This is a genomic window from Mesorhizobium sp. L103C131B0, assembly GCF_000502275.1.
Classification (GTDB): domain Bacteria; phylum Pseudomonadota; class Alphaproteobacteria; order Rhizobiales; family Rhizobiaceae; genus Mesorhizobium.
Window position 1 is genome coordinate 407,107 of the sequence record NZ_AYXC01000002.1, and the last position, 23,864, is coordinate 430,970.

Consider the following 23,864-nt stretch of genomic DNA (forward strand, 5'->3'; position numbering starts at 1 on the left):
TTCGGCAATGTCAGGCTTTGGCCGCATCGGTGATGCGGAACTGCACCGTGCGGTTGCCGTTCCAATAATTCCCCGACAGCGAGCCGGCTACATGGATCGTGTTGCCCCTGTTCTTGAACAGGAATTCGCCCAGCGCGGTATCGACGGATCGAAAGGCGATGCCCTGGATGCGGCCGCCGCTTTCCGACTGCAGATCAGCCCGGATGTGGTTGGTGCCGACGGCCCGCGCGTCGGCCAGCCGATGGCGCGGCAGCGCGAACACCGGCGCGACATGGCCGGCGCCGAAAGGCCCGGCCTTTTCCAATGCATCGAGCAAAGCAATCGTCGCGCCCTCGGCGGCGAGCGCGCCGTCGACGGCCAGACTTTCTTCGTCCTGCAGCCGGAACACTTCGGTCGCCGCGCGCTCCTCGAAGAAAGCACGGAGTTCGCCGAGCTTGGCGCGTTCCACCGTGATGCCGGCGGCCATGCCGTGGCCGCCGCCCTTGACGATCAGCCCGGCATCGGCGGCTGCGCGCACCAGCCGTCCGAGATCGAAGCCCGACACCGAACGGCCAGAGCCGGTGCCGATGCCATTGGCGTTGAAGGCGATGGCGAAGGCCGGCCGCCGCGCATGGTCCTTCAGCCGCGAGGCGATCAAGCCGACAATGCCGGGATGCCAATTGGTGCTGGCGGTGACGATGATGGCCGGCCCGTTGCCGCCGGCAAGTTCGGCGTCAGCCTCGGCGCGCGCCGCTGCCAGCATCTCCAGCTCCATCTGCTGGCGTTCCTGGTTGAGCCGGTCGAGTGTCTCGGCAATGGTCCCGGCCTCAACCGGATCGTCGGTGGCGAGCAGCCGGCTGCCAAGTGCTGCATCGCCGATGCGGCCGCCGGCATTGATGCGCGGCCCAATCAGATAGGCGAGATGAAAGGTGCTTATCGGCTCACCGATGCGGGACACCCGCGCCAGTGCGGCGAGCCCCTCATTCTTCTGCTGCCGCGCCATCTGTAGTCCCTTGACGACGAAAGCGCGGTTCACGCCGATGAGCGGCACCACATCGCAAACCGTGGCCAGCGCCGCCAGGTCGAGCAACGACAACAGGTCCGGTGGCGCTGCGTCGGGCAATCGGCTGCGCAGGACCCTCGCCGTCTGCACCAGAGTGAGGAAGACGACACCGGCGGCGCACAGATGGCCTTGCCCGGAAAGGTCGTCCTCGCGATTGGGATTGACGACTGCGGTCGCCTCCGGCAGCGGGCCGCCGACCTGATGGTGGTCGAGCACCACCACATCGGCGCCTGCGGCCTTGGCGGCATCGATAGAGACAGCGCTGTTGGTGCCGCAATCGACGGTGACGATCAGCGTCGCGCCGCGCGAGACCAGTTCGCGCATAGCCTCCGGATTGGGGCCGTAGCCCTCGAAGATGCGGTCGGGAATGTAGATCTCCGAAGGCACCGAGAAATGCGTCAAGAAGCGCTTGAGCAACGCCGAAGAGGCGGCGCCGTCGACATCGTAGTCGCCGAAAATTGCTACCTTCTCCTTGGCCATGACCGCTTCGGCGATGCGGGTCGCAGCCTTGCCCATGTCGGTCAGCGAAGCCGGATCCGGCAACAGGTTGCGGATCGTCGGATCGAGGAAGCGCTCGGCCTGGTCCGCGGTGACGCCGCGCCCGGCGAGCACGCGCGCCACAATGTCGGGCACGCCGTGGCCCTGCGCTATGGCGAGCGCAGTCATGTCCTGCCGCTCGCTCAACCGGTGTTCCCAGGAAACACCGGTTGCCGACTGCCTGACATCGAGGAAGAGGCGTTTGTCGCCCGTCATAGGAGGCGTAGTCTACAGATTGTCATTTCCGGCAATATGCGACGGCTAAACAGGAAAGTCTCAAACTTTTCCACCTCCTGGTGACGCGCGTTGATCTCGCGGCTCACGCCTCCGCCAGAGCCCGATCATGACTGGTGGGTTCGACCTGAAATCTCAATCCGGCTCCAAATCAAAGAGATAGAGCATTATGGCGTCCGAACCACCTTTCAGCAGGAATATCAATCGGTTAAAGGAGAAAAATGACTTGGCCTAACCAGCGCGCTCAATGCGGATAACCTGCGGCTTGTCTGTGAGGTGGCCGTCCTTGGTGATGCCGTCGACAGCCTTGCGCACCGCTGCTTCCGTCGTCTCGTGGGTGACCAGGATCACCGTCTTTTGCGCGTCGGTCTCACCGCTGACGGCATGCTGGACGATCGATTCCAGCGAAATATCATTGTCGGCCATGCGCTTGGCGATCGCCGCAAAGACGCCGATGCGATCATGCACGGTCAGTCGGATGAAATAGCCGCCGGCATGGCTGCGCATCTGCGCCTTCTTGTAGGGCCGCAGTTCCTTGGCCGGCAGGCCGAACACCGGACCGTGCTGGAAGCCCGGCCGGCTCTTGGCAATGTCGGCGATATCGCCGACCACGGCGGACGCGGTGGCGTTGCCGCCGGCGCCGGGGCCGGAGAGCAGCAGCTCGCCCAGAATGTCGGTTTCGATGGCCACCGCATTGGTCACGCCATGCACCTGTGCGATCACCGACGCGGTCGGCACCATGGTCGGGTGCACGCGCTGCTCGATGCCGCTGTCGGTGCGCTGCGCGACACCGAGCAGTTTTATCCGGTAGCCGAGATCGGCGGCAGCGCGGATATCGGCCTGGCTGATATTGGAAATGCCTTCCATGTAGATGTCGTTGGCCGCGATCTTGGTGCCGAAGGCCAGGCTGGTCAGGATCGACAATTTATGCGCCGTGTCATGGCCCTCGATATCGAAAGTCGGATCGGCTTCGGCGTAGCCCAGCCGTTGCGCGTCCTTCAGGCACTCGTCGAAGGAGATGCCCTCGGCCTCCATGCGGGTCAGGATGTAGTTGCAGGTGCCGTTCAGGATGCCGAAGACGCGGGTGACCGAATTGCCGGCCATCGCCTCGCGCATCGTCTTGATGACCGGGATGCCGCCGGCAACTGCCGCCTCGTAGTTGAGCAGCACGCCCTTCTTCTCGGCGATTTCGGCAAGCGCCACGCCGTGCTTGGCCAACAGCGCCTTGTTGGCGGTGACGACATGACGTCCGGCTTCAAGTGCTGCCTTGACCGACGCGCGCGCTGCCCCTTCGTCGCCGCCGATCAGTTCGACGAAGAGGTCGATATCGGCGGTCTGCGCCATCTTGATCGGATCGTCGAACCATTTGGCGGCGCTGAGGTCGACGCCGCGGTCGCGCTTGGCATTGCGAGCCGAAACAGCGGTGACGATGACATCGCGTCCGCACTGGCGCGTCAGTTCCGCTGCCTTGTCGCGCAGCACGCGCGCCACCGAGGCGCCAACCGTACCCAGACCCGCAATTCCAACACGCAACGCTTCAGCCATGCCCGGCGACGCCCCTCAAAAAATCTGCTCGAATAAGATGTGCGGCGACTTTAGCGATGCGCGGCGAGCGGCACCACATTGTTCGGCTGCTTGGCGCTGGACGCCAGGAAGCGCTTGATGTTGCGCGCCGCCTGCCGGATCCGGTGCTCGTTCTCGACCAGCGCGATGCGGACATGATCGTCGCCATGCTCGCCAAAGCCGATGCCCGGCGCCACCGCCACGTCGGCGTGCTCGATCAGGAGCTTGGAAAACTCAAGCGAGCCGAGATGCTTGAACGGCTCCGGGATCGGCGCCCAGGCGAACATCGAGGCAGCCGGTGCCGGAATGGTCCAGCCGGCGCGGCTGAAGGCATCGACCATGACGTCGCGGCGCTTCAAATAGACCTCGCGAACTTCGGCGATGTCGGCGCCGTCGCCATTCAGCGCATGCGCCGCCGCCACCTGGATCGGCGTGAAGGCGCCGTAATCGAGATAGGACTTCACCCGCGTCAACGCCGAGATCAGCCGCTCATTGCCGACGGCGAAGCCCATGCGCCAGCCGGGCATGGAGAAGGTCTTCGACATCGAGGTGAACTCGACGCAGACATCGATGGCGCCCGGCACTTGCAGCACCGAAGGCGGCGGATTGCCGTCGAAATAGATCTCCGAATAGGCAAGGTCCGACAGGATGATGATGTCGTTCTTCTTGGCGAAGGCGACCACGTCCTTGTAGAAATCGAGTGAGGCGACCAGCGCCGTCGGGTTCGACGGATAGTTGAGGATCAATGCCAGCGGCTTCGGGATCGAATGACGGACACCGCGCTCGAGCGCCGGGATGAAGCCGTCATCCGGCTCGACCTGCAGCGAACGGATGACGCCGCCCGACATGATGAAGCCGAAAGCATGGATCGGATAGGTCGGGTTGGGGCACAGGATCACGTCGCCCGGCGCGGTGATCGCCTGCGCCATGTTGGCGAAGCCTTCCTTCGAACCGAGCGTCGCCACCACCTGCGTGTCGGGATTGAGCTTCACGCCGAAACGGCGCTGATAATAGGCGGCCTGGGCGCGGCGCAGACCTGGGATGCCGCGCGAGGAGGAATAGCGATGCGTGCGCGGATCGCGCACCACTTCGCACAATTTGTCGACGATCGCCTTCGGAGTCGGCAGGTCGGGATTGCCCATGCCAAGGTCGATAATGTCGGCGCCGCGCGAACGGGCGCTGGCCTTCAGCCGGTTGACCTGCTCGAACACGTAGGGCGGAAGCCGGCGGACCTTGTGAAATTCTTCCATGTCAGTTCCAGACGATTTAAGATTGGCTTTAGCACAGTTGGCTTGGCTAGGCGCCTTTGGCAAAGACCGCTTTCGGCGCGCGATATAGCCTTATTTGCAGGTAGGGTCGAGGGCGGGATCGCATTTGGCTTCGATCTGCTTCAGCGTGTCCTTGCCATGGTTCTTCGCCAGCGAGTTCAGCGCCGCCGGGCTGGTGGACGGGGCACCGCCGCCGCCCTTGGCCACTTGCCCCTGCTGTTCGCCCTTCAACTGGGCAAGCTTGGCCTGCGTCTCCTCAGGGGTGAGCTGCTTTGCCGCCACCTGCGGTGGGATGTTGAGATTGGGATAAGAGCCGGTGTCCTGCGCGCCCTGCGTCAGGCCGACATTCATCCCGTTGCCGGTATTGGCGCTCGTGCAGCCACTTGCCGCCAGCAGCCCTGGCGCCAGACAGGCGATTGCAACCGCGACGCGGCAAAAGCGGCCTGCCCCCGAAAAAATGGTCTTGCCGGTGTTAATCGTCATATTGTTTTCCTGGCAGCCGGGGTACAGCGCATTGGACCCGGTCAGATGTCCCATGATAATATGTCAAGAAAACGCCTCGGGAGGAACCCCGCGAGCCATGTCCAAAACACCTGATTCGAGCAAAGCGGAAGATGATCAATCTTCGACCGTCGAGCAATATCTGGTGAAAGACCCGGAACGCTTCGCGTTGAACATGGCGCGTATGGTCGAACAGGCCGGCAAAGCCGCCTCCGCCTGGGCCGAGCCGCGCGAAAAAGGCGAGGTGCGCGATCATGTCGCCGAACCCGTGGTCGACATGGTCAAAACCTTTTCCAAGCTCAGCGAATATTGGCTGGCCGACCCGCAACGCGCGCTGGAAGCGCAGACGCGACTGTTCGCCGGCTACATGACGGTCTGGGGCAACGCCATCCAGAAGGTTAGCCCGAATGCTGAAGCGCCGGACGATGCGGTCAAGCCCGAGCGCGGCGACAAGCGTTTTCAAGACCCCGAATGGGGTCGCAACGCTTTCTTCGATTTCCTCAAACAGGCCTATCTCGTCACCTCGCGCTGGGCGGCCGACCTGGTCGAGCACGCCGAAGGCCTCGACGACCACACCCGCCACAAGGCGAGCTTCTACGTCAAGCAGGTGTCCAATGCCATCTCGCCGTCGAACTTCATCCTGACCAATCCGGAGCTGTTTCGAGAAACCGTCGCCTCGAATGGAGAAAACCTGGTGCGCGGCATGAAGATGCTGGCCGAAGACATCGCCGCCGGCAAGGGCGACCTGAAGCTGAGACAAGCTGACTATTCGCCCTTCGAGATCGGCAAGAACGTCGCGACATCTCCCGGCAAGGTGGTCGGCCGCAGCGATGTCGCCGAAATCATCCAGTACGATCCGACGACGGAGACGGTGCTCAAGCGCCCGCTGCTGATCTGCCCGCCCTGGATCAACAAGTTCTACATCCTCGATCTCAACCCGCAAAAGTCCTTCATCCGCTGGGCGATCGAGCAAGGCCATACCGTGTTCGTCATCTCCTGGATCAATCCCGACGAGCGGCACGGCGCCAAGGGCTGGGAAGCTTACATACGGGAAGGCCTGCAATACGGCCTCGACATGATCGAGAAGGCGACCGGCGAGAAAGAGGTCAACGCCATCGGCTATTGCGTCGGCGGCACGCTGCTGGCGGCCGCACTCGCACTGCTGGCACAGGAAGGCGACAACCGCATCAAATCGGCGACCTTCTTCACCACGCAGGTCGACTTCACCCATGCCGGCGACCTGAAAGTCTTCGTCGATGAGGACCAGGTGGCAGCGGTCGAGAAATCGATGAACGAAAAGGGCTACCTCGACGGCACCAAGATGGCGACCGCCTTCAACATGCTGCGCTCGGGCGACCTGATCTGGCCTTATGTCATCAACAATTACATGCGCGGCAAGGATCCCCTGCCCTTCGACCTGCTCTACTGGAACGCCGATTCCACCCGCATGGCGGCTGCAAACCACTCCTTCTACCTGCGCAACTGTTATCTCGAGAACAATCTGACTCGTGGCGTGATGGAACTCGCCGGCCGCACTGTGTCGCTGGCCGACGTCACCATCCCGGTTTACAACCTGGCGTCGAAGGAAGATCACATCGCGCCGGCCCTTTCGGTGTTTCTCGGCTCGCAATATTTCGGCGGCGACGTCGAGTTTGTGATGGCTGGTTCCGGCCACATTGCCGGTGTGGTCAACCCGCCGGCAGCCAAGAAATACCAGTACTGGACCGGCGGCAAACCGACAGGCGATTTTGGCCAGTGGCTCGCCTCGGCGGTGGAGCATCCCGGCTCCTGGTGGACGCACTGGCAGCACTGGATTGAAACCCAGGACGACACCCTCGTTCCGGCCCGGAAACCGGGCAAGCATATGAAAACCCTGGGTGATGCCCCCGGCACCTATGTGAAGGTGCGCGTGTAACGGCCGGCACCTTTTGCAGGTGCCTGTGTGTAACGGAATGTAATGTCTGGTGAGTTGACGAGCCGGCAAAACGGGGCGAAATGGTGTCGTCAACCTTCAAGAAGCCTCAATTGGCCTCCAACGAGCAAATAATTCAGAGGCTTGCAGAATTGACACAAGTCTCGTTTCCGGTTTGGGAACACAAGGTTATTGGATGTGAACGTTTCGACGCCGCACCAATAGCAGGCCGACCGGACACCGAGGGGGAATTTAGTTTTGAAATCAGCAGGATCGCGTCTCGCGGGGAGAGAAGGTCGCACTATAGCGGCAGCGCTTTTCTCCGTGCTTCTGGCGTCCTGCACCTCCGCTGGCGACCCCACAATGTCCGTCGGCATGCCTGGCTACAACGCGACCGCTTCTGACATCGCCGCGGCTTCCGGCGCCAGCCCTGCGGCGCCGGGCGATTCGACCGTGCAGGTCACATCCACCGGGCCGCAGATGATGATGACGGCAGCGGGCGATGCGACACTGCCCGAGCAGGTCGCCTATGTGCCGGTGGCCAAGCCCGGCACCGGCTTCCCGGTCAATGTTCCCGCCGGCTCCGAAACCATTGTCGGCCAGACGCCGCAGTCGCTGCAGCAGTCAGCACAGACCGCGGCCGCAACGGACGCCGTGGCGCAGAGGATCGCCGCCGCCGATGCCGGCGTGACCGCACCGAAAGCGACGGCAGCGGCACCCGCGACCAACGAGGTCTACGTGACCGCCGCGCCCCAGCAGATCGACACGCCGAAGAAGGGCTTCCTGGCCTCACTGTTCAGCACCACGCCAACCTCCGCGGCACCTGCTCCGCTGGTCAACTCGCGCTCGGGCGAACAGCCTGCGGTTGCTTCCCAGAAGGCCGTCCCGGCAAAGCCGATCATCACGCTAGCGTCAGCCAATTCCGCCGACAAGCCCTTGCAGCTTGCCTCGCTTGGCAACGAGAGCAACCACATCACCGGCAGCGATGCCTTGCCCGGGGTGCGCCAGACGGCGCTGTTCGAGATCAAGCGCAAATCCGGCCTCGACGACGAAAGCGACGTCGACCTGAACGAGGACGAGGGTTCGGGCGGCGCCTATCAGGTGGCCTCCGCCGCCGGCCTCGCCCGGCTGGCGCCCAATGGCCTGTTGAAGCAAAACGAGAGCGTCGACGTCGCCTGCCTGAAGCCGTCGCTGGTGCGTGTGCTGAAGACCATCGAAGGCCATTACGGCCGCAAGATGATGGTCACATCAGGCTACCGCGACCCGGCCCGCAACCGGCGCGCCAACGGCGCCAAGAATTCGCTGCACATGTATTGCGCCGCCGCCGACATCCAGGTTCCCGGCGTCTCCAAATGGGAACTGGCGAGCTACATCCGAACCATGCCCGGCCGCGGCGGCGTCGGCACCTACTGCCATACCGAATCCGTTCACGTCGACGTCGGCCCCGAGCGCGACTGGAATTGGCGCTGCCGCCGGCGGGGTTAGCATCCCCATTCGGCAAACGGGCCGAGGGGCCGTTAGCAGCCTGCCGTTTTTCCCGATTAGCTATCAGCGACGTTCGAGATTAGCCGAGGCACCCGCGACTTCGTCATCCTATGGCGAAGCAAGGCGCGCAGCGACGCAGCGCAGACCATAGGATGACGACTGCGCGGGGCGTTCAGGCTAATCTCCAAAGATGTGCAATGACGCGAGGGCAGAAAACCTGGGCTGGCTCACCAAACTGGCCGTTTTCGCCCCTCTTGAAAAAAGTTTTGGCATCTGGCGGCTGATGGGTTGCCGGTTGGCAACAACGCAATTATAAGCCGCTTCGTCTGAGCGCGCCCATCGTCTAGCGGTTAGGACACCGCCCTTTCACGGCGGTAACAGGGGTTCGATTCCCCTTGGGCGTACCAGATCTTTCAGGAAAACAGGAAGCCTCGCGGCAGCCGCCGAACTAGCAGCGGCTGGAAGGGTGGCGCGGCGCATCGGTTGAAACGGCGAACAGCGGCTGCCGTGCCGAGGTTTCCCTCGGCGCCTGCTCGCGGCAATCTCCGGCCACTCACCCCTGGTCGTGCGCTACCTGCGGCCAGCGCTGTAACGCCGCGTGGCCACCCTCGGTCAGCGCGTAGACGCCGCGCTCGGCCCTGGCGAACCAGCCATAGACATTGTCCAATAGGATGCTGGGCGCGCGCGGCGAAATCGCTTTCAGATCGCGCGGGCGTTTCGGCCCATCGGTCATGGCTGCGGCGCAGGCCAGCGCATCCTGCCGGTAGGCGGTCATGATCGGGGCGCGCGAGCCACCGCCGACCACCGGATCGCCGCGCCGGCGACGGTGTTCCTCCATCAGCCGCGAGCGCCGCTTTGGATCGCGACGCGGCGGCAGAGCGGCCGGGCTGAGCAGCAATTCGACCTCCCCCTTGCCGCTGACAGCCAGAAGCCCGAAGCCGAGCCGCCGGCACAGCGCGCGAAAACGGCGGTCGTGCTCGCGGCCCTTGCCACGCGCCGACATGCGCGCGGCCAGCCACACTTCGTCGCATGCCGCGGCGCGATCGACACCTTGCAGCACCAGTTCGAGGTTGAACTGCAATTTCAGTTCGCAGATGACCAGCACAGGCGGCTCGCCGTCGCGCACCGCCACGATATCGCAGTGCCCGACTTCGCCCTTGACCGTGAACTCCAGGCTCTCGAGAAACCGCTTCACCGGGATGTAGAGAGACGTTTCCTGCATCGCGCAGGCATAGCCGATTCGGATCGGGTCGGCACAGGGATCGCCGAGAGGCCGACGCCTTGCGCTAAGCCGCCTTGAGACCCACTGTTTGCAAAGGCGGCCGTCAGGCAGGTCTCCGGCATGATAGTCCCGCCATAGCGCTCGACGATTTCCTTGGCGATGACCGACGTCGCCAGGGCCGAGCGCGACCAGTATTTCATCGCCTGTCTCGCGTTCAACAAGGCGCTCGCCGTGGCTGGGACGGCACAATCGACAGCGTAAGACCCGAGATACGTCGACGCCAAGACCGGTCCACGGTTGGCCACACAATGATGAGCGCGTGTGTTTTGAGGCTAGGGGCGGGTGCGCGTCCGGCGCTGCCCTGGTGCGGCATCGTCCGCCTTGAAATGCATCTCGTCCTGGACCGCGGCGAAAAACCGGCGGACATCGTTGGCCGCCGAAGCCGCATCGCAGCCGGCCGCGACCGCCTTGTCGAGGAGTTCGCGCGCCGTGGCCTTCCAGAACGACGTGGCCGTGTCGCCGTGCAGTCTGCCCAGCCTTGCGGCGACCTCGCGCACCAGCACGGTCTGCCGATCTAGCGGGAAGGTACGCACATTGGCTGAAGACATGTTCTGCACCATGAAACCGACGCAACGAATCAGACGCTGCTCTATGGCTCATGCCTAGCTGTGAAGTCGGAAACGGAACCTTAACGCCGCGGAGTCCGCGCCGATTGGAACGAGTCGGTTGGCCGGCCTCCAGGCCAAGCAGAACTCTAGACCCTCAGGCCCCTCGCCTCGCCGGCGCGCTTGGCCGTAACCATCATGTCCCTGGCCAGCAGGCCACTGACCCGGCAAAACGCCATGAAGGCGCGCCATGCGTCCTCAGTCCTGACCACATCCACCGTGGCCCCGAAACAGGCATTGAACGCCGCTTCATAGACCTTGCCCTGTCGCTTCGTTGGCCAGTCATGCAGGATATCCAGCGCCTGTTCGACGCTGTATATTTCCTCTACCGGCAGCCCGGGCGCGGGCGCGATGCGCACCGGCACCTCGAATTGCAATCTGTCCATTCTATATCTCCCGAACTGGCGTCGACCACAGCAACGCCGTTCGTCGTCAAAAGTTGCTTTGGCTGCTTTTGCGCGAAAATGTGTCGTCAGTGCGATCTCGGCATTCGGAGGAGATCGCGCACCTGGATGTCATCTGAGCGGCCGCGCAAGCCAGGAATATCGCCAGTATCAGTCCATTGCCGGCAGTTCTTCCTTGAACCTTGCGGCTTGCAGTGCCAAATCTGGGGAAATTTTCTAACGGGCTGATATGCGCCGCCCGCTTACAGGCAAACGGACACTATGGTCACCTATCTCGACGCCGCCACGGCACCCCTCAGGAACACCGGCCAGATCCGCCTCTACGGCGAAGAAGGATTTGCCGGCATGCGCAAGGCCTGCGATCTCACCGCGCGCTGCCTTGATGAACTGGTGCCGATGGTCCAGCCGGGTGTCACCACCGAGACCATCGACCGTTTCGTCTTCGAATTCGGCATGGACCAAGGCGCGCTACCGGCGACGCTCAACTACCGCGGCTACACCAAATCGTCCTGCACCTCGATCAACCACGTCGTCTGCCACGGCATTCCAGACAACAAGCCGTTGAAGGATGGCGACATCGTCAACATCGACGTCACCTACATCCTCGACGGCTGGCACGGCGATTCCTCGCGCATGTATCCCGTCGGCACCATCAAGCGCGCCGCCGAACGCCTGCTTGAAGTCACTCATGAGTGCCTGATGCGCGGAATCGCGGCGGTCCGGCCCGGCGCCCGCACCGGCGCCATCGGCGCCGCCATCCAGACCTATGCCGAGGCAGAGCGCTGCTCGGTGGTGCGCGATTTCTGCGGCCACGGCGTTGGCCAGCTGTTCCACGACGCACCCAACATCCTGCACTATGGCACCGCCTCGGAAGGCGTCGAGATGCGGCCGGGCATGATCTTCACCATCGAGCCCATGATCAATCTTGGCCGGCCGCATGTGAAAGTGCTGTCGGACGGCTGGACGGCGGTGACGCGCGACCGCTCGCTGTCGGCGCAGTACGAACACACGATCGGCGTCACCGAAACTGGCTGCGAGATTTTCACCCTGTCGCCAAACAAGCTCGACCGCCCCGGCCTGCCGCCGGTCAGCTGAAAACAAGATCGCCTCAAGCCGCAGCTTTGAGGCGCCGTCGCCGAAAAAACTCGACCGCGCGCTGCTTACCGCTCTAATCTGCCGTCGAAGCCTCGGGGAGTGAGGGGGATGGATGGGGAACAGCGGTGACGACGGACGGGGGTTCTTCTCCGAGCGGTGGCTTGAACCACCGGCGAAGGACAAGGCACCAAGAGACAAATCGGCGGAGAAGCCACACTATCACGGCCATCGCGACCGTTTGCGCGAGCGCTTCGTTGCCGGCGGCGCGGACGCCCTGCCCGACTACGAACTTCTCGAACTGCTGCTGTTTCGCCTGATCCCGCGCGTCGACACCAAGCCGATCGCCAAGGCGCTTTTGGCGCGCTTCGGCACTTTTGGCGAAGTGCTTGGCGCACCGGTGGCGCTGCTGCAGGAGGTGAAGGGCATCGGCCCCGCCGTGGCGGTCGACCTGAAGGTGATTGCCGCTGCCGCGCAGCGCATGGCGCGGACCGAGGTTCGCGACCGCGAGGTGCTGTCCAACTGGACGCAGCTTCTTGCGTACTGCCGCTCGGCGATGGCGTTCGAGAACCGCGAACATTTCCGCATCCTGTTCCTCGACAAGAAGAACGTGCTGATCGCCGACGAGGTACAGCAGGTCGGCACCGTGGACCACACGCCGGTCTATCCGCGCGAAGTGATCAAGCGCGCGCTGGAACTGTCGGCCAGCGCCGTCATCCTGGTGCATAACCATCCCACTCGCTTCTTTTCGATCACGCACAATCACGCTTTAGCACATTGATACATATTGCATTTTCGACTTGTCGCAGAGTCGGACATTGTGGCATATTGGGGTCGGTTTTAGGGGGATCGAAGCCCATTTTATACCCAACCACAGACCCCTACTACCCGTCAGCCGATCCCACTCGAAAGCCTACGGGAGACCCCAGTGCCAAGCCTTACCGATGGAGAGATTCGCCGCGCTTTGAAGCAGGTCGTGGAGACCGGAAGGCAGCAGAACCTTGTCGATGGCGAGGGCCACGGAACAGGCCGCCTCGTGCTAGTGATAAAGCCAATGCCGACCCGCGTAACGGCGGACTGGATGGCCCAGCAGTGGCGAGACCAAAAGCGTCTCAAGAAAAAGCTCGGCTCGTATCCGTCAATGGGCCTCAGCCAAGCCCGTGAGATTTTCAGACGCGACTTCGCCGACATGATCCAGAAGGGACGCAGCATTAAGATTGCGGGCGACACGCGCCCCGGCACGGTCGCCGATCTGTTCGAGGCTTACGTCGCGTCGCTCAAGGCAGATGGAAAACCGTCCTGGAAGGAGGCTGAAAAGGGCTTGAACAAGATCGCCGATTCGCTCGGCCGCAACCGCCCTGCCCGCGACATCGAGCCTGAGGAGATCAGGGACATCATTCGTCCGATTTATCAGCGAGGCAAACGGTCCATGGCCGATCATGTTCGCAGCTATATTCGATCGGCCTTCAGTTGGGGGCTGAAATCCGAGCATGACTACCGCTCAACCTCGGTCCGTCGCTTTCGTCTCGTCTACAATCCAGCTGCAGGTATTCCAACCGAACCAAAAAACGTTGGAACACGCTGGTTGGACGAGGAGGAATTTATCCGTCTCTATCGTTGGCTCGAATCTCCCGATGCCCCGGTCCACCCCCCTTACACGCGTGCCGTAAGAATTCTTATGCTGACCGGCCAGCGCGTCGAGGAGATCGCTCGGCTACACGTCGATCAATGGGATGCGGCCGAGCGCATCATCGATTGGTCCAAAACTAAGAATGGAAAGCCTCACGCCATCCCCGTGCCCAAGATCGCGGCCGAGCTTATCGGGTCGATCAAGCCGAATGAATTTGGCTGGTTTTTTCCATCCGCAACCGACCCGTCCAAACCAGTCAGCCATGGCACGCTCTATTCGTTCATGTGGCGCCAACGCGGTCGCGAGGTCATCCCCGTCGTGACAAACCGCGATCTCCGGCGAACCTGGAAGACGCTTGCCGGAAAGGCAGGGCTCTCGAAAGAGATCCGAGACCGATTGCAGAACCACACTCTGCAGGACGTCAGTTCCAAGAGCTACGATCGCTGGAATTATATGCCGGAAAAGCGTGCTGCCATGGCGCGGTGGGACAAGTTTGTCCGCGAGATCATGATGAAGAAGAAGCGTAAAGCCGCACTCGAGGAAGCTGCATGACCATCTGTGATCGCCGGCAGGGGTAGAGCTTCACCTGGGGAACAGACTACGAATCTGGGGGTCAGGAGTTCGAATCTCTTCGGGCGCGCCATTCCACCGATTGAAATCGCTTGCCTTTTTGGCTTCGCCAACGCGACCGCACCGGCTTGAATTCCAGAATTCAACCGGTTTTTCAGTCGGTTTTGGAAGTACGGACATTCCTTCGAACCATATCGCAGCCTGGCGAATGGTGGCCCGCCTGTTTTCCTCTTGGTCAATACACGGCCCCATCAGATTCGCACGAACTGGGCTGGCAGTCGTCGCGGGAAGCCGGTGTAGGCTTGAGGCAGCGGGGTGTTGATGTTGCCGGCTTCCTGACGCAAAACCTATGAAATGACCGTCCGAAAGAAGGCAACCCGTCTTCAGCTGCCGCCGCTCGTTGCGGGCGAATAGCGCGGTGAGATCGTCGGCTCAGCCAACATAAATTTTGGCCAGGTCGTGCAGCAAGGCCCGCCCCGCCAATCAGTCGAGTTCACCTATGTCATACTGCCCGCCTTGCTCGTCATGCCGAACGCAGCATTCAGATGGCCTGGCGTCGTCATGATCATGGCCCCAACTCCCATGAAGACGGAACATCCCGACGCGGGCGCGCTTTTTGAAGCCGATCAGCTGCCGTCGCTGAGTCTGTCCCTTGACGTCACCAGAGCGCAATTTTCGGACATGCTGCCACGCTTCGAGGCGAAACGATTCAGGGATTTTTACTTCACGGTAGAGGAAAAGAGGGCAGACGGCAGATGGCCGGTGCGAAGCTGGGGCATGGGAACCGCCCCGCTTTGAATACATACTCACGAACTCGCGAGTTACTACGAAAACGCCGCAACCGCGTATCAAGCGGTATTGCGGTCAGACGGAGCGGATTTGTCCGACGCCTTGGTGTCCCTATTCGCGTCGGGTCCCGCCAATTCCTCTCCCAATGCAACGATTACGGCTGCCACGCGACCACGCACCCGTGGAGGAATCTGCATCAACCCCTCGATCAGGCGCCGGCCTTCCGCGCTGGCGATAAAGTTGATGCGCTCATCGACCGGCAGAGGCGAAGCGTTAAGGCTGGTTTCGTTATTTCCGGGCAGGCCTTCGAAAAAGCGCCTGACAGGAACGCCAAGCGACTTAGCGATCTCATAGAGCATGGATGCGCTCACCCGGTTCCTCGCGTTCTCATATTTCTGGAGCTGTTGGAAGCTGATACCGATGGATCGGGCAAGCTGGGCCTGCGAGACGTCCGACTGGACGCGAACGACCGCGATCTGCCTGCCGACGTGCTGATCGGCGGGATGAGGCGCGCTCTCCGCTCCGGTCCTTTCCCACACCTCGAATCTGGTGCGCTTCGATTCCGGAAAAATCTTCTGATGCTGCATCTATCACTCCAAACTGGAAAGTTCGTCGTGCTGCGCTCCCGCGAAGCTCACCAAACTTCCAAATGATCAGGGAGTGCGAAACCTTCCTGACCGGCGTTCTGGCATTTGGTTTGGGTAATCCGGATTACCCAAATGGTCAGAGAGTTTGATGCCGTTTTGGCGGCACCCAATCGCCAGTAGGGTCTTGCAGCCCAGCGATACTCGTCTCAGCCGCAGAAAGAATACCTTAATGGCGGCGTTAGAGATCCGGCTCACCAGCCTTTCCAATCCCATCTTGCGGCGGCCGCAGGCCGACCGCGATGAGAAGCATGAACCCGAGCGGAAGCTCTCCTGTCCAAAACCAATCACGGAATCTGGGTCTCCGAATGTCGATTGTCGAGAATACTCCGTGGTGAAATACTCTTCAAGGCAATGCTCTCGGATCTATGGAAATCCGAGAGGTGTTCGCGCGAAACCTGAGAGCTTTGCGGCAGACCAAAGGCCTGTCACAGGAGGAGCTTGCGCATCAGGCAGGGATCGATCGCACCTACATTAGTGCGTTGGAACGCAACGTGTATAATGCCAGCATCGATGTCGTTGATAGGCTGGCCGAAGTGCTGGGCGTGGACGCCGCAGAATTGCTGAAACGACCCTCAGCTGATCTGCAGGGATCGAAGTCGGAGCTTGACGAATAAAGAAGTTGATAAACTCAACATGTGTAAGTTGCCAAGTCTACGCACATGGATATGCGCAAACTCGTGGGCTGAGACTTCGGTCGCTTGTGTCGGGAGAGAAGCCCGTGACCCAGGAAGAGGTGGAAGCGCCTTCAGGGTTTAGCCAGCAATATCTAAGCGGCCTGAACGTGGTCGTCGCAACCCGACGGTCATCACGCTGCAGTAGCAAACCGATGCGCCTCTTGTGAGACGCGTTACGGGCAACGGCAAACTAACCTTCTGCGTCCAATATGAGGCGCATACCCAGACGTTCATTACCGACCGTCCGTGCGCCGGTCGCATCATCCCTTCCAAATCGTCGATCGGAGAACGGCCCGCATGTGCTCTGGGTGGTCTAGTTCACCGCGCGCCTCAATCTCCAAAAGATATCGGGCCTTGGCCAAGCGATTCCCTTCCCCAACAGCCGGATAGGCGCAGATGGCGAGCAGCGCTCTCTCCTCTTGCCGGCTGGCTCTGAGGGGGTCGCCGCTGCCACCGCCTAACTCGTGCAGGGCTTTGCCGAACTCAGCATAGGCTGTCTTGTGCGCCTCAATCAGCGCTCGAAGACTGTTAGACAGTTCTTGGTCTCGGCTCGGCGGCTCTGCACCGAGCGCCGTTGCCGTCATTGACGACGCGACGACTGCGCTGCCGGAGTGGAGGAGCAAGGCGCGGCGGTTGATCCTAGACATGGCAACCTCTCCCATTTGCATTGATGGCCATCACGCCAGTGGCGTAAAACCATCAAAGCGTAACACGACGGTTTGCGCATTCGTGTCAGGATCAGCAGACCCAAGCAGTCGAGAGCCAGTGCGGCCGGGCGATGCGTAGCGCCTGCATCTCGGATAGGATGCCGTGCCCGACGAACACTCCGACGGAACCTTGGATTTGAGGGCGGACGTGTCGCGACTGGCTCGCTTCCACTGGGCGTGAAGCCTATGCATCCGCAATGCGGAAGATGACGCCAGCCGACAAGCCTGCGCTCGGCCGCCATCCTGCGGCCGGCGCCGGCGACGTCGGCTCCACGGGCCGAAGTGACGCCCCTCTGCTACAGCGGGTTCGCCGATCGCGGGCCACCTCAGGCTAAGTCGGCGAGCTGCTAACGAAGTTTACCCAACAGCTCGTTATCTAACGACGAGCGGCCACCTCAAGAACAATCTCACCACGCCCTCCTTCCCGGCCCCAGCCCCCGCAAAGGCCAGCCGGGTGGCCGCACATCGCACTAAGCTATGGACGAAGAACGAAATCGACGATCTTGGGAGGTGCAGGGAAAACCTGCACCTCGCGAAAATTGGGAATAACCTATTGGAATAACACAACCGACCGACGCCGCACCTCGCGGCCTTTTATCTCGCCATCTTAATCGGTCGTGTTTGGAGATACTTTGTAAATACCGTCGTTCCTACTTTCGGCTGCGATAATATACGAATCTATTCTATCTGCTACGATTCCGCTTTTGAGCGTGGAGTTCCCATGCGCCGTGCAATCTTCCGCGCTCTGCTACGGGATGTTTGGCTGCACGAGTGCAGCGCTCGAACCTTCGTGGCGCACTTTTTCCATCGGACTGACGGAGCATCGTCACAAGCAATCGAGCGCAGTCCGGCCGTCTGTCGATCGGTGCGGCCGCAGGCAGGATAATTTGCGTTCCGTCGTTCCTTGTCTGCACCGGTCCTCATCCGCCGGAGCGGATCTCCTTGTTCAGAGAGCGCCCGTCAACGTGCGGCCACCATGCGTTTCATTTGCCGCCGCACCGCTCATCGATGCGCTCCCAGCAGCTTGCGGTCCTTGACATGAGCGCGCTGCGCGGCGTCGCCCTCACCCGCGGCCGGATCGCCGACGTAGAACGTGCCGTCGCTCCACATGGCGTACGTGATCACCGCCAGCTTGCGCGCCACCGCGACACAGGCTTTGCGGTGGCAGGAGCGTTTGGCGATCTCCCGGCCCCAGTTCTTGACCCTGTCCTTGCCCCTTGAAGCGCGTCATCAAACCGGATGCCACTTCGTAGAGCGCGCGCCGAACGTCCGCGTCGCCGCCTTTGAGATGCGGCCCTGAACATCGATTGAAGTCCCGACTGCCAGCGCCGCGACGTCAGCCCGAAGTAGGCCGCGACGTCGCGCGAGCGGCTGAAGCGCGTCGGATCGTCAATTGCTGTCATAAATGAAAGCACCGTCATCGGCCGACGCCGGGGATGGCCATGAAGCATCGACATGGCTCGCTGCGCGCCACCGTTCTGACGACGAGATCGTGCAGACAGCAGTACTGTTTCCACAGTGCCGCGCGCCGACAGCATCGCGTCCATCAGTTCGGTTGACAGCGGATCGTCCGCCACCGCCTGGCGCACCGCCTGCTCGAAAGCCCCTCGTCCGACCCTGCCCCAGGCGAATGCCAAACGCCTTCGGCGGATGACGGATGGCGTTCTCCAGGTCAACGAACTTGGTCTTCGGATTGCGGGTACCCGGCCGATCCTTTGGCTGGAGTTCGCCGATCGGAGGGACTCAGGTAAGATGGGTCAGGAGAAGAGGCCGCCCCGAACATGGTTTCTGCAGAGCTTGTCGAAGCACGCGAGTTTGCAACCCGGCTGCGCGAAAATCTGCCGGCTCGAATCGACGCGGCCGCTTTAGGAGTGTGGTCCAAAGCGCCATTCCAATTGCTGTGCGCACGCGAAGCGCTGATCTGGCGGAGCGAAGAGCTGGCACGCAATGCATGCGATGCTCTTGGACGCGAGGACCTGAGCGTTGCCGCCCTTTTGACCCGAGCGCTTACCGAGAATGCTGCCCTGGTGTGGAAACTCTGGGAGATTCTCGATGCGCGGCATACCCATTCACCGCAAGACCTGAACGATCTGCTGATACGGCTGCTCGTGGGCTCACGTAAGTGGCCGGATGGGCCACAGGCCATGCAGATCCTGAGCTGTATCGACCGCATGGACAAAGCGGTACCCGGGGTGCGTGCCGGCTATGATAGCCTGAGTGAAATCGCACATCCGAATTGGTCCGGCGTCGCCGGACTATATTCTAAGCCCGACCCTCCACGGTATTTGACAGATTTCGGACGCGGATTGAGGGATACAAAGGGAACCGTCGACATGATCGCCAATGCGCTGCTTGGCTCGCTCGGCTTGTTCGAACTTGCGTACAATCGAATATCCGAAGCCATGCCGGAATTCCTGGCGGAACTTGAACCCATTTGATCGAATGAACGCTCCCAGGTCGCAAGCATGGATCACGAGCAAGCGCAGAAGTCCTACGGCACCGATCGAGCGCAACTCGTCTACGGAAGGCGCCCTGACGGGACATTCCCTCATATAGGCGAGGTCCCGCGCGGGCTGGCTTGCGGCTGCGTCTGCCCGGCCTGCAATGGGCAACTGGTGGCCCGGTTGAAGGAGGATCACCGGGTGGCGCATTTCGCCCACCACGATGTTCAGGCCTGTGGAGGCGGTCCGGAGACGGTTTTGCATTTGCTGGCAAAGGAAGCGTTTCGCATCAATCCGAGACTGATCCTGCCAGAGCGGCTTGGGCTCGACAACAAACGCCTGGTGATGAAGCCCAGCATAGAGGTCGAAACCGAATTTCTTCGGCTCGAGTACAACGATTCCAAGACCATCATTCCCGACCTCTATATTCGCGCACTTGGCTATGACCTGTTCGTCGAGGTCGCCGTCACCCATTTCGCGGACAGCGCCAAAATCCAGCGCCTCAAGGAACACAAGATCCCCGCCGTCGAGATCGATCTGTCCAAGCTTCCGCGTGACTCGCTAAGGGATGCCATCAACGAGGCGGTGCTGAAAACCGCAACGCGTCGGTGGCTTTATCATCCAGGCATCGAAGCTGCGCGGGCCAAGCAAGACGCAGATGAGCTCAAATGGCAGCAGGAGCGGTGTAGGCGCGAGGTTGCCGAGACGGCCAGATACCGAAGCCGGGTCGAGCAAACTGCAGCAGCATACAGACAGGCATTGGCGAAGCCGGTCGGCCGAGATTTCGTGGTCCCACGCGAGGTCGAGCTTCAAGCGATCGGTCTTGCAAAGTTTGTCGGCCGCGACGTCCCAGGCTTCGCATGTTTTTCCCAACCGCCGGCGGTATGGCAAGCCATCATCCTAGCCGAGGTCTTTCATGATCGCTGCCTCGGCAACGCCCAGTGCAAAGCCGTGCCGATCGTCAACCATTTGGAAAAGCGCCGGCTGATCCAAAAAGCCTTTCTCCGTGTTTCCAGTGAGGTGGCGGATGAGGTCACCGCGATCGACGCCCGCTTTGCTCCGGCTTGGAAGGCGGTCGACAATTATCTGAAGTATCTGCTCGGCGAGGGTGTCCTTGTCCCGCAAGGCTTCGGCATCATACTCGCCCCGGCGTTCGCCAAACCATGGAACGCGAGGACCCTGGCTGCAAACCAAAGAACCGCTTTGATTCAGGAGACGGTGCAGCGCGTAGGGTGGATACTTGGCGAGCTTCCTGCCGACGAACTAGCCGGCACAACGGTCGACCAGTGGCTGCAATCGATCCGCCAGGAATCCGGTTTGACCTATGACAAGGCACTGCGCTCGGAGGTCGAGGCTCCCAAGATCATCGGCGAAATCGCAACCATTGTGCAGATGCTGGAAGGAAACGGTCCTCTTTTCTATGGGAGCGCAGGGCTGCCTATCAGCAACGCGATTTCCCGCCGCAAAGTCAAGATGGAAGAACAGGCCGAAGTACGCCGCCAACGGCAGCTTTTGGAGGCAAGTCGCCTTCGTCACTCGCGGCGTGATCGTTTATGCGTCGATGCGGAAACGGAATTGAACGGCGAGGATCGAAGCGCGTTTCTGCACACCAGACGAGCGGACATGAACGATATGACGCCCGTCGAACTGGCGGAAGACAGCGAGTCTGGATTGACCCGCGCGCGGGAGGCTCTGTCGGTCTTCGTTAGGCAGCGCCGTAGGGAAGCCGAGGCTGCGTCCGAGAAAGCGGAATATCAGGACAAGATCCGTGAGCTGGCAGAAGCGCGACTTTCCCCCGCGGACGCGACGGCGTTTCTGAAGGCACGTGAAGACGATATCGGGGCCCCGCTGCAATACGTGAAAGACGAAAGGACGTTTCAGAAGGCCTGCGCGAGACTGACGCAATGGGAGAACGAGTTCGGAAGCCCGTTCTGAGATTCGGGCGCGGTTTCGCCAGCTTTTTAGACAAGCAGACATCATTGCCAACTATCGCGCAGCCAACTGGCTCGCTGCGGTGCAGAAGCACCGGGCTATTTGTCCTGGTGAAGAACACAAGGAACTGCCAACCTGAGACTTTTCAAATATCTACCAGAGCAGTATGCCAGCAGCGTCCTTGATGGGAACCTCCTGTTTCGTAACCTGCCGTACTTCATGAAAATCGAAGGCGACCCGCGCGTCGATGCCTACGAGGGCATGCATGTGGACGCGCCGAACAGCGATGTAACCCTCACTAACGTAACGACCGGGCAGAAGATTGTTGGCCGCTTCGCCTACCACAACGAGCTGAGACGGCCGGAACTCATTTTCTGCTTTTGCCTCTCTATGGCCTATGACGCCGGTTTGCGAAAATTCGGGGGAGCCTGCATAGAAATTACCGATGAGAAGGCATTGCACGACCGCATCGCTGGCGCATTAGTGCGCCGGAGCCGTCTTACCCGGCTCGATCGACCATTGTTGCGAGCGGATCGAATTACCTACTACCGAACTGATGCCGCCGTGGCCGAAGGGGTCGATATCAAGAACCCGACACACCTTCCTTTTTTGAAGCGCTATACCTACGCTGCGGAGCAGGAATACAGGTATGTCTTTGCCAGGCGGGGAGGTTACGAACTCAATCAGGTCATCGTGAACAGGCTTCATCAGCGCAACGCCGACATCGCTAAATTAAAGGCTGACGAGATTACGCTTCGCATAGGCTCCATCCGAGATATTGCAGAAGCGAGAGCCGTCTGAGCCATCATTTGCATAGGCTTGATTCCGTCACGCACAGCAAAAAAGGCTAGTGCCAGAGGAGCCTGTGAATTATGTCGAGCATCGCTGACAAAGCGTGGCATCGTATGATGCCTGCTTAAAGCCTTCGCTGCGGCGCCGCATGGCTCGTCGGCAATTCGGCGCAGACAGCAACGTGCAACTTGTGGATCTCGAGTGCAGCCACTGCAGCGCTACGCATTCCTCAACCTTGATCATGTGGACTCGGGCATGCATTTTCATGCTAAATGTTCGGCTTCCTTGACCGCCGCCCTGGCAGGGAGTTGCTCGCTTCGACTGGTTCGAAGAGTCTGACGGGCGTCATTTCTGAATATCGAACGCTAAATGGACCGGAATTCCGCATGATCCGGCGCCAGTCGTCAGTCAGCTCGGACGGCGTAAAGATCAGAGTCGGCTCACATTTGCCGTGCATGTCAATTCGAAAACCGTCACGGCCGTATTCGGCAAGCTTGTATTGGTTGCCGATAAAATGAATGGCTTTGATCTTTTCAGCCAATGACTTGTTCATGAACAGAGCAATCATGCTGTCGTCAATGTCAGAGAGACGGAGGTAGGGACCGAAGCGAAAGCTTCCGCCTCCATACCCAAACTCAGCACGCAAAAAGCGCACATTCTCCAACCCAACTGACGTGAATGTGCCGGCGCTGGTGCCCTCTCCGTCAACGACACTCTCATCTGAGTCGGCAGCATCCTCTTCCGGCTCATCTTCCGACGTCGGAATACGTCGCTCCCACTTGGCACCCATCATTCCGTGCAAGATTCCCGCGGGCATGGCCTCAACGTCGGCCACAGATTTTGCGCTCGCTCTGTCAGCACGATCCGATGTTCCAAAAGTTACCATAAGGAGCCCATCTCGCGGCTCGGCGAGACTCATGCTCACGAAAAACCGGAAGTGGCCGATTTCACTACCATTGTATTCGCGGTCGAGCTCCAAGAGGACAAGGAACCGCTCAAGAGGAGCATTCATCTCATGCAGAAATTGCATTCGGTTCAGCGATCTCCTGATTTCGCTGAATCCATCAACAATCACACTTTGGATATCGTCGCCCCATCGCGCGAAGAATGTCGCCTGTTCGGCGTCAGACATTGGGATGCCGAGTGACTGAAATCGGATCGCCATTCCATCTGCGCCGTCAAGAACCAGGCGAATTCTTTCCCGATCGAAGATTTCGCAATAGGCCAACCCGCTTTTCGTGGCTTTCTCAACCAGGGCATTCTTTTCGCCGGTTGTAAGATTCACGTTTGTGAAGAAGACAAAGGCCTTCATTTCAGGATCGGCAGCGGTCGCGCTCGCCAAATCCGCCGAGAATTTTTTCTGAGCTTTTTTCTTGTGATCCGTCGAGTCGTTGGCTTGATTGACAAACCCTATAGCACCAAAGGTTTTCTGTTCCCCACTCAAGATAGCTTCAATATCTCGACCGCCATCAGGTCCACCCCGAGGGTGACGTGGCCGAACATTCGTGAACCGCTTGTCCAAGGCTAGGACAGCGGTGCACATCCGTTCCCTTTGCAACTGGTTGGTATCCAGATAGCTTTTCAATCGTTCATCAGTTCCGAACGTCATGGAACCGGTCTCTTTGATAACAAGGAAGAGCGAGATCCACGTTTTTCCCTTCTAAACTGTTGCTCGTCAGCGAGTCCGATCGACCAGTTTGATCGACTCAAATTATTGGCAAGAATCTCGCTTCGAGGCTATCCCAGTCTTGCGAAAC

20 protein-coding genes, 1 tRNA gene and 2 pseudogenes are annotated in these 23,864 nt (G+C 60.7%); 12 read left to right on the top strand and 11 right to left on the bottom strand.

Annotated features, from left to right (window positions below; genetic code table 11):
* Positions 1–10: 10 nt before the first annotated feature.
* The 4 genes from recJ to X730_RS159180 all read right to left on the bottom strand — a co-directional run bounded on the left by recJ (position 11) and on the right by X730_RS159180 (position 5,127).
* Entirely contained in the window at positions 11–1,795 is a 1,785-nt protein-coding gene (recJ, locus tag X730_RS159195) for a single-stranded-DNA-specific exonuclease RecJ (protein ID WP_023825673.1), read from the bottom strand.
* 249 nt (positions 1,796–2,044) lie between these two features.
* The gene (locus X730_RS159190) at positions 2,045–3,358 is read right to left on the bottom strand and encodes a homoserine dehydrogenase (protein ID WP_023825674.1); all 1,314 of its coding nucleotides are present in this window, start codon (positions 3,356–3,358) and stop codon (positions 2,045–2,047) included.
* A 50-nt stretch (positions 3,359–3,408) separates the two neighbouring features.
* A complete protein-coding gene (locus X730_RS159185; protein WP_023681615.1) occupies positions 3,409–4,626 on the bottom strand; it encodes an LL-diaminopimelate aminotransferase in 1,218 nt (405 codons plus the stop codon).
* Positions 4,627–4,716: 90 nt separating this feature from the next.
* On the bottom strand, positions 4,717–5,127 hold the full coding sequence (locus tag X730_RS159180) for a hypothetical protein (RefSeq protein WP_023681616.1): 411 nt from the start codon (positions 5,125–5,127) through the stop codon (positions 4,717–4,719).
* A gap of 97 nt (positions 5,128–5,224) precedes the next feature.
* Here X730_RS159180 and phaC point away from each other — a divergent pair, with 97 nt between their 5' ends.
* The 3 genes from phaC to X730_RS159165 all read left to right on the top strand — a co-directional run bounded on the left by phaC (position 5,225) and on the right by X730_RS159165 (position 8,949).
* The gene (phaC, locus tag X730_RS159175) at positions 5,225–7,060 is read left to right on the top strand and encodes a class I poly(R)-hydroxyalkanoic acid synthase (protein WP_023681617.1); all 1,836 of its coding nucleotides are present in this window, start codon (positions 5,225–5,227) and stop codon (positions 7,058–7,060) included.
* A gap of 360 nt (positions 7,061–7,420) precedes the next feature.
* On the top strand, positions 7,421–8,542 hold the full coding sequence (locus X730_RS159170; protein WP_245261300.1) for a YcbK family protein: 1,122 nt from the start codon (positions 7,421–7,423) through the stop codon (positions 8,540–8,542).
* 332 nt (positions 8,543–8,874) lie between these two features.
* Positions 8,875–8,949: transfer RNA gene (locus X730_RS159165), tRNA-Glu, on the top strand.
* A gap of 146 nt (positions 8,950–9,095) precedes the next feature.
* Here X730_RS159165 and X730_RS159160 read toward each other — a convergent pair.
* The 3 genes from X730_RS159160 to X730_RS159150 form a co-directional block, all read right to left on the bottom strand.
* Positions 9,096–9,764 carry a DUF2161 family putative PD-(D/E)XK-type phosphodiesterase gene (locus X730_RS159160; RefSeq protein WP_023705981.1) on the bottom strand — a complete coding sequence of 223 codons (669 nt, stop codon included), beginning with the start codon at positions 9,762–9,764 and terminating at the stop codon, positions 9,096–9,098.
* A 332-nt stretch (positions 9,765–10,096) separates the two neighbouring features.
* On the bottom strand, positions 10,097–10,372 hold the full coding sequence (locus X730_RS159155; protein WP_023681621.1) for a DUF6074 family protein: 276 nt from the start codon (positions 10,370–10,372) through the stop codon (positions 10,097–10,099).
* A 146-nt stretch (positions 10,373–10,518) separates the two neighbouring features.
* The gene (locus X730_RS159150; protein ID WP_023753347.1) at positions 10,519–10,815 is read right to left on the bottom strand and encodes a DUF982 domain-containing protein; all 297 of its coding nucleotides are present in this window, start codon (positions 10,813–10,815) and stop codon (positions 10,519–10,521) included.
* 279 nt (positions 10,816–11,094) lie between these two features.
* On the opposite strand from X730_RS159150, the gene map reads away from it, so the two are divergent.
* The 4 genes from map (at position 11,095) to X730_RS159130 (ending at position 14,923) form a co-directional block, all read left to right on the top strand.
* A complete protein-coding gene (gene map, locus X730_RS159145) occupies positions 11,095–11,928 on the top strand; it encodes a type I methionyl aminopeptidase (RefSeq protein WP_023681623.1) in 834 nt (277 codons plus the stop codon).
* A gap of 112 nt (positions 11,929–12,040) precedes the next feature.
* Positions 12,041–12,706 (top strand): DNA repair protein RadC, encoded by a 666-nt coding sequence (gene radC / locus X730_RS159140; protein WP_023825676.1) that lies wholly within the window; start codon positions 12,041–12,043, stop codon positions 12,704–12,706.
* 147 nt (positions 12,707–12,853) lie between these two features.
* Positions 12,854–14,107 (top strand): site-specific integrase, encoded by a 1,254-nt coding sequence (locus X730_RS159135; protein WP_023825677.1) that lies wholly within the window; start codon positions 12,854–12,856, stop codon positions 14,105–14,107.
* A 579-nt stretch (positions 14,108–14,686) separates the two neighbouring features.
* Positions 14,687–14,923, top strand: a complete 237-nt coding sequence (locus X730_RS159130) for a hypothetical protein (RefSeq protein WP_245261301.1) — start codon at positions 14,687–14,689, stop codon at positions 14,921–14,923.
* 50 nt (positions 14,924–14,973) lie between these two features.
* Here X730_RS159130 and X730_RS23985 read toward each other — a convergent pair whose 3' ends face one another.
* On the bottom strand, positions 14,974–15,501 hold the full coding sequence (locus X730_RS23985) for a helix-turn-helix transcriptional regulator (protein WP_023825679.1): 528 nt from the start codon (positions 15,499–15,501) through the stop codon (positions 14,974–14,976).
* Between the two features lie 425 nt (positions 15,502–15,926).
* On the opposite strand from X730_RS23985, the gene X730_RS159125 reads away from it, so the two are divergent.
* Positions 15,927–16,175, top strand: coding sequence for a helix-turn-helix transcriptional regulator (locus tag X730_RS159125; protein WP_023825680.1), 249 nt, complete (start codon positions 15,927–15,929; stop codon positions 16,173–16,175).
* 84 nt (positions 16,176–16,259) lie between these two features.
* Positions 16,260–16,374 (top strand): annotated as a pseudogene (locus X730_RS1000000168490) (helix-turn-helix transcriptional regulator); the annotation flags it as partial.
* Between the two features lie 121 nt (positions 16,375–16,495).
* On the opposite strand, the gene X730_RS159120 reads toward X730_RS1000000168490, so the two are convergent.
* Together X730_RS159120 and X730_RS01000000164190 are read right to left on the bottom strand one after the other, a co-directional pair.
* Complete coding sequence (locus tag X730_RS159120; protein ID WP_081731522.1) at positions 16,496–16,882, bottom strand: hypothetical protein; 387 nt, start codon at positions 16,880–16,882, stop codon at positions 16,496–16,498.
* Between the two features lie 1,062 nt (positions 16,883–17,944).
* A pseudogene (locus X730_RS01000000164190) lies at positions 17,945–18,631 on the bottom strand (transposase); the annotation flags it as partial.
* A 92-nt stretch (positions 18,632–18,723) separates the two neighbouring features.
* On the opposite strand from X730_RS01000000164190, the gene X730_RS159115 reads away from it, so the two are divergent.
* From X730_RS159115 to X730_RS159105, 3 genes are all read left to right on the top strand, one after another.
* Positions 18,724–19,380, top strand: a complete 657-nt coding sequence (locus X730_RS159115; protein WP_023825684.1) for a hypothetical protein — start codon at positions 18,724–18,726, stop codon at positions 19,378–19,380.
* Positions 19,381–19,407: 27 nt separating this feature from the next.
* Entirely contained in the window at positions 19,408–21,318 is a 1,911-nt protein-coding gene (locus X730_RS159110) for a hypothetical protein (RefSeq protein ID WP_155922404.1), read from the top strand.
* A 216-nt stretch (positions 21,319–21,534) separates the two neighbouring features.
* Complete coding sequence (locus X730_RS159105) at positions 21,535–22,116, top strand: hypothetical protein (protein WP_023825686.1); 582 nt, start codon at positions 21,535–21,537, stop codon at positions 22,114–22,116.
* Positions 22,117–22,375: 259 nt separating this feature from the next.
* Here X730_RS159105 and X730_RS159100 read toward each other — a convergent pair whose 3' ends face one another.
* Positions 22,376–23,716: a hypothetical protein gene (locus X730_RS159100; RefSeq protein ID WP_023825687.1), complete on the bottom strand. Its 1,341-nt coding sequence runs from the start codon at positions 23,714–23,716 to the stop codon at positions 22,376–22,378.
* Positions 23,717–23,864 lie beyond the last annotated feature (148 nt).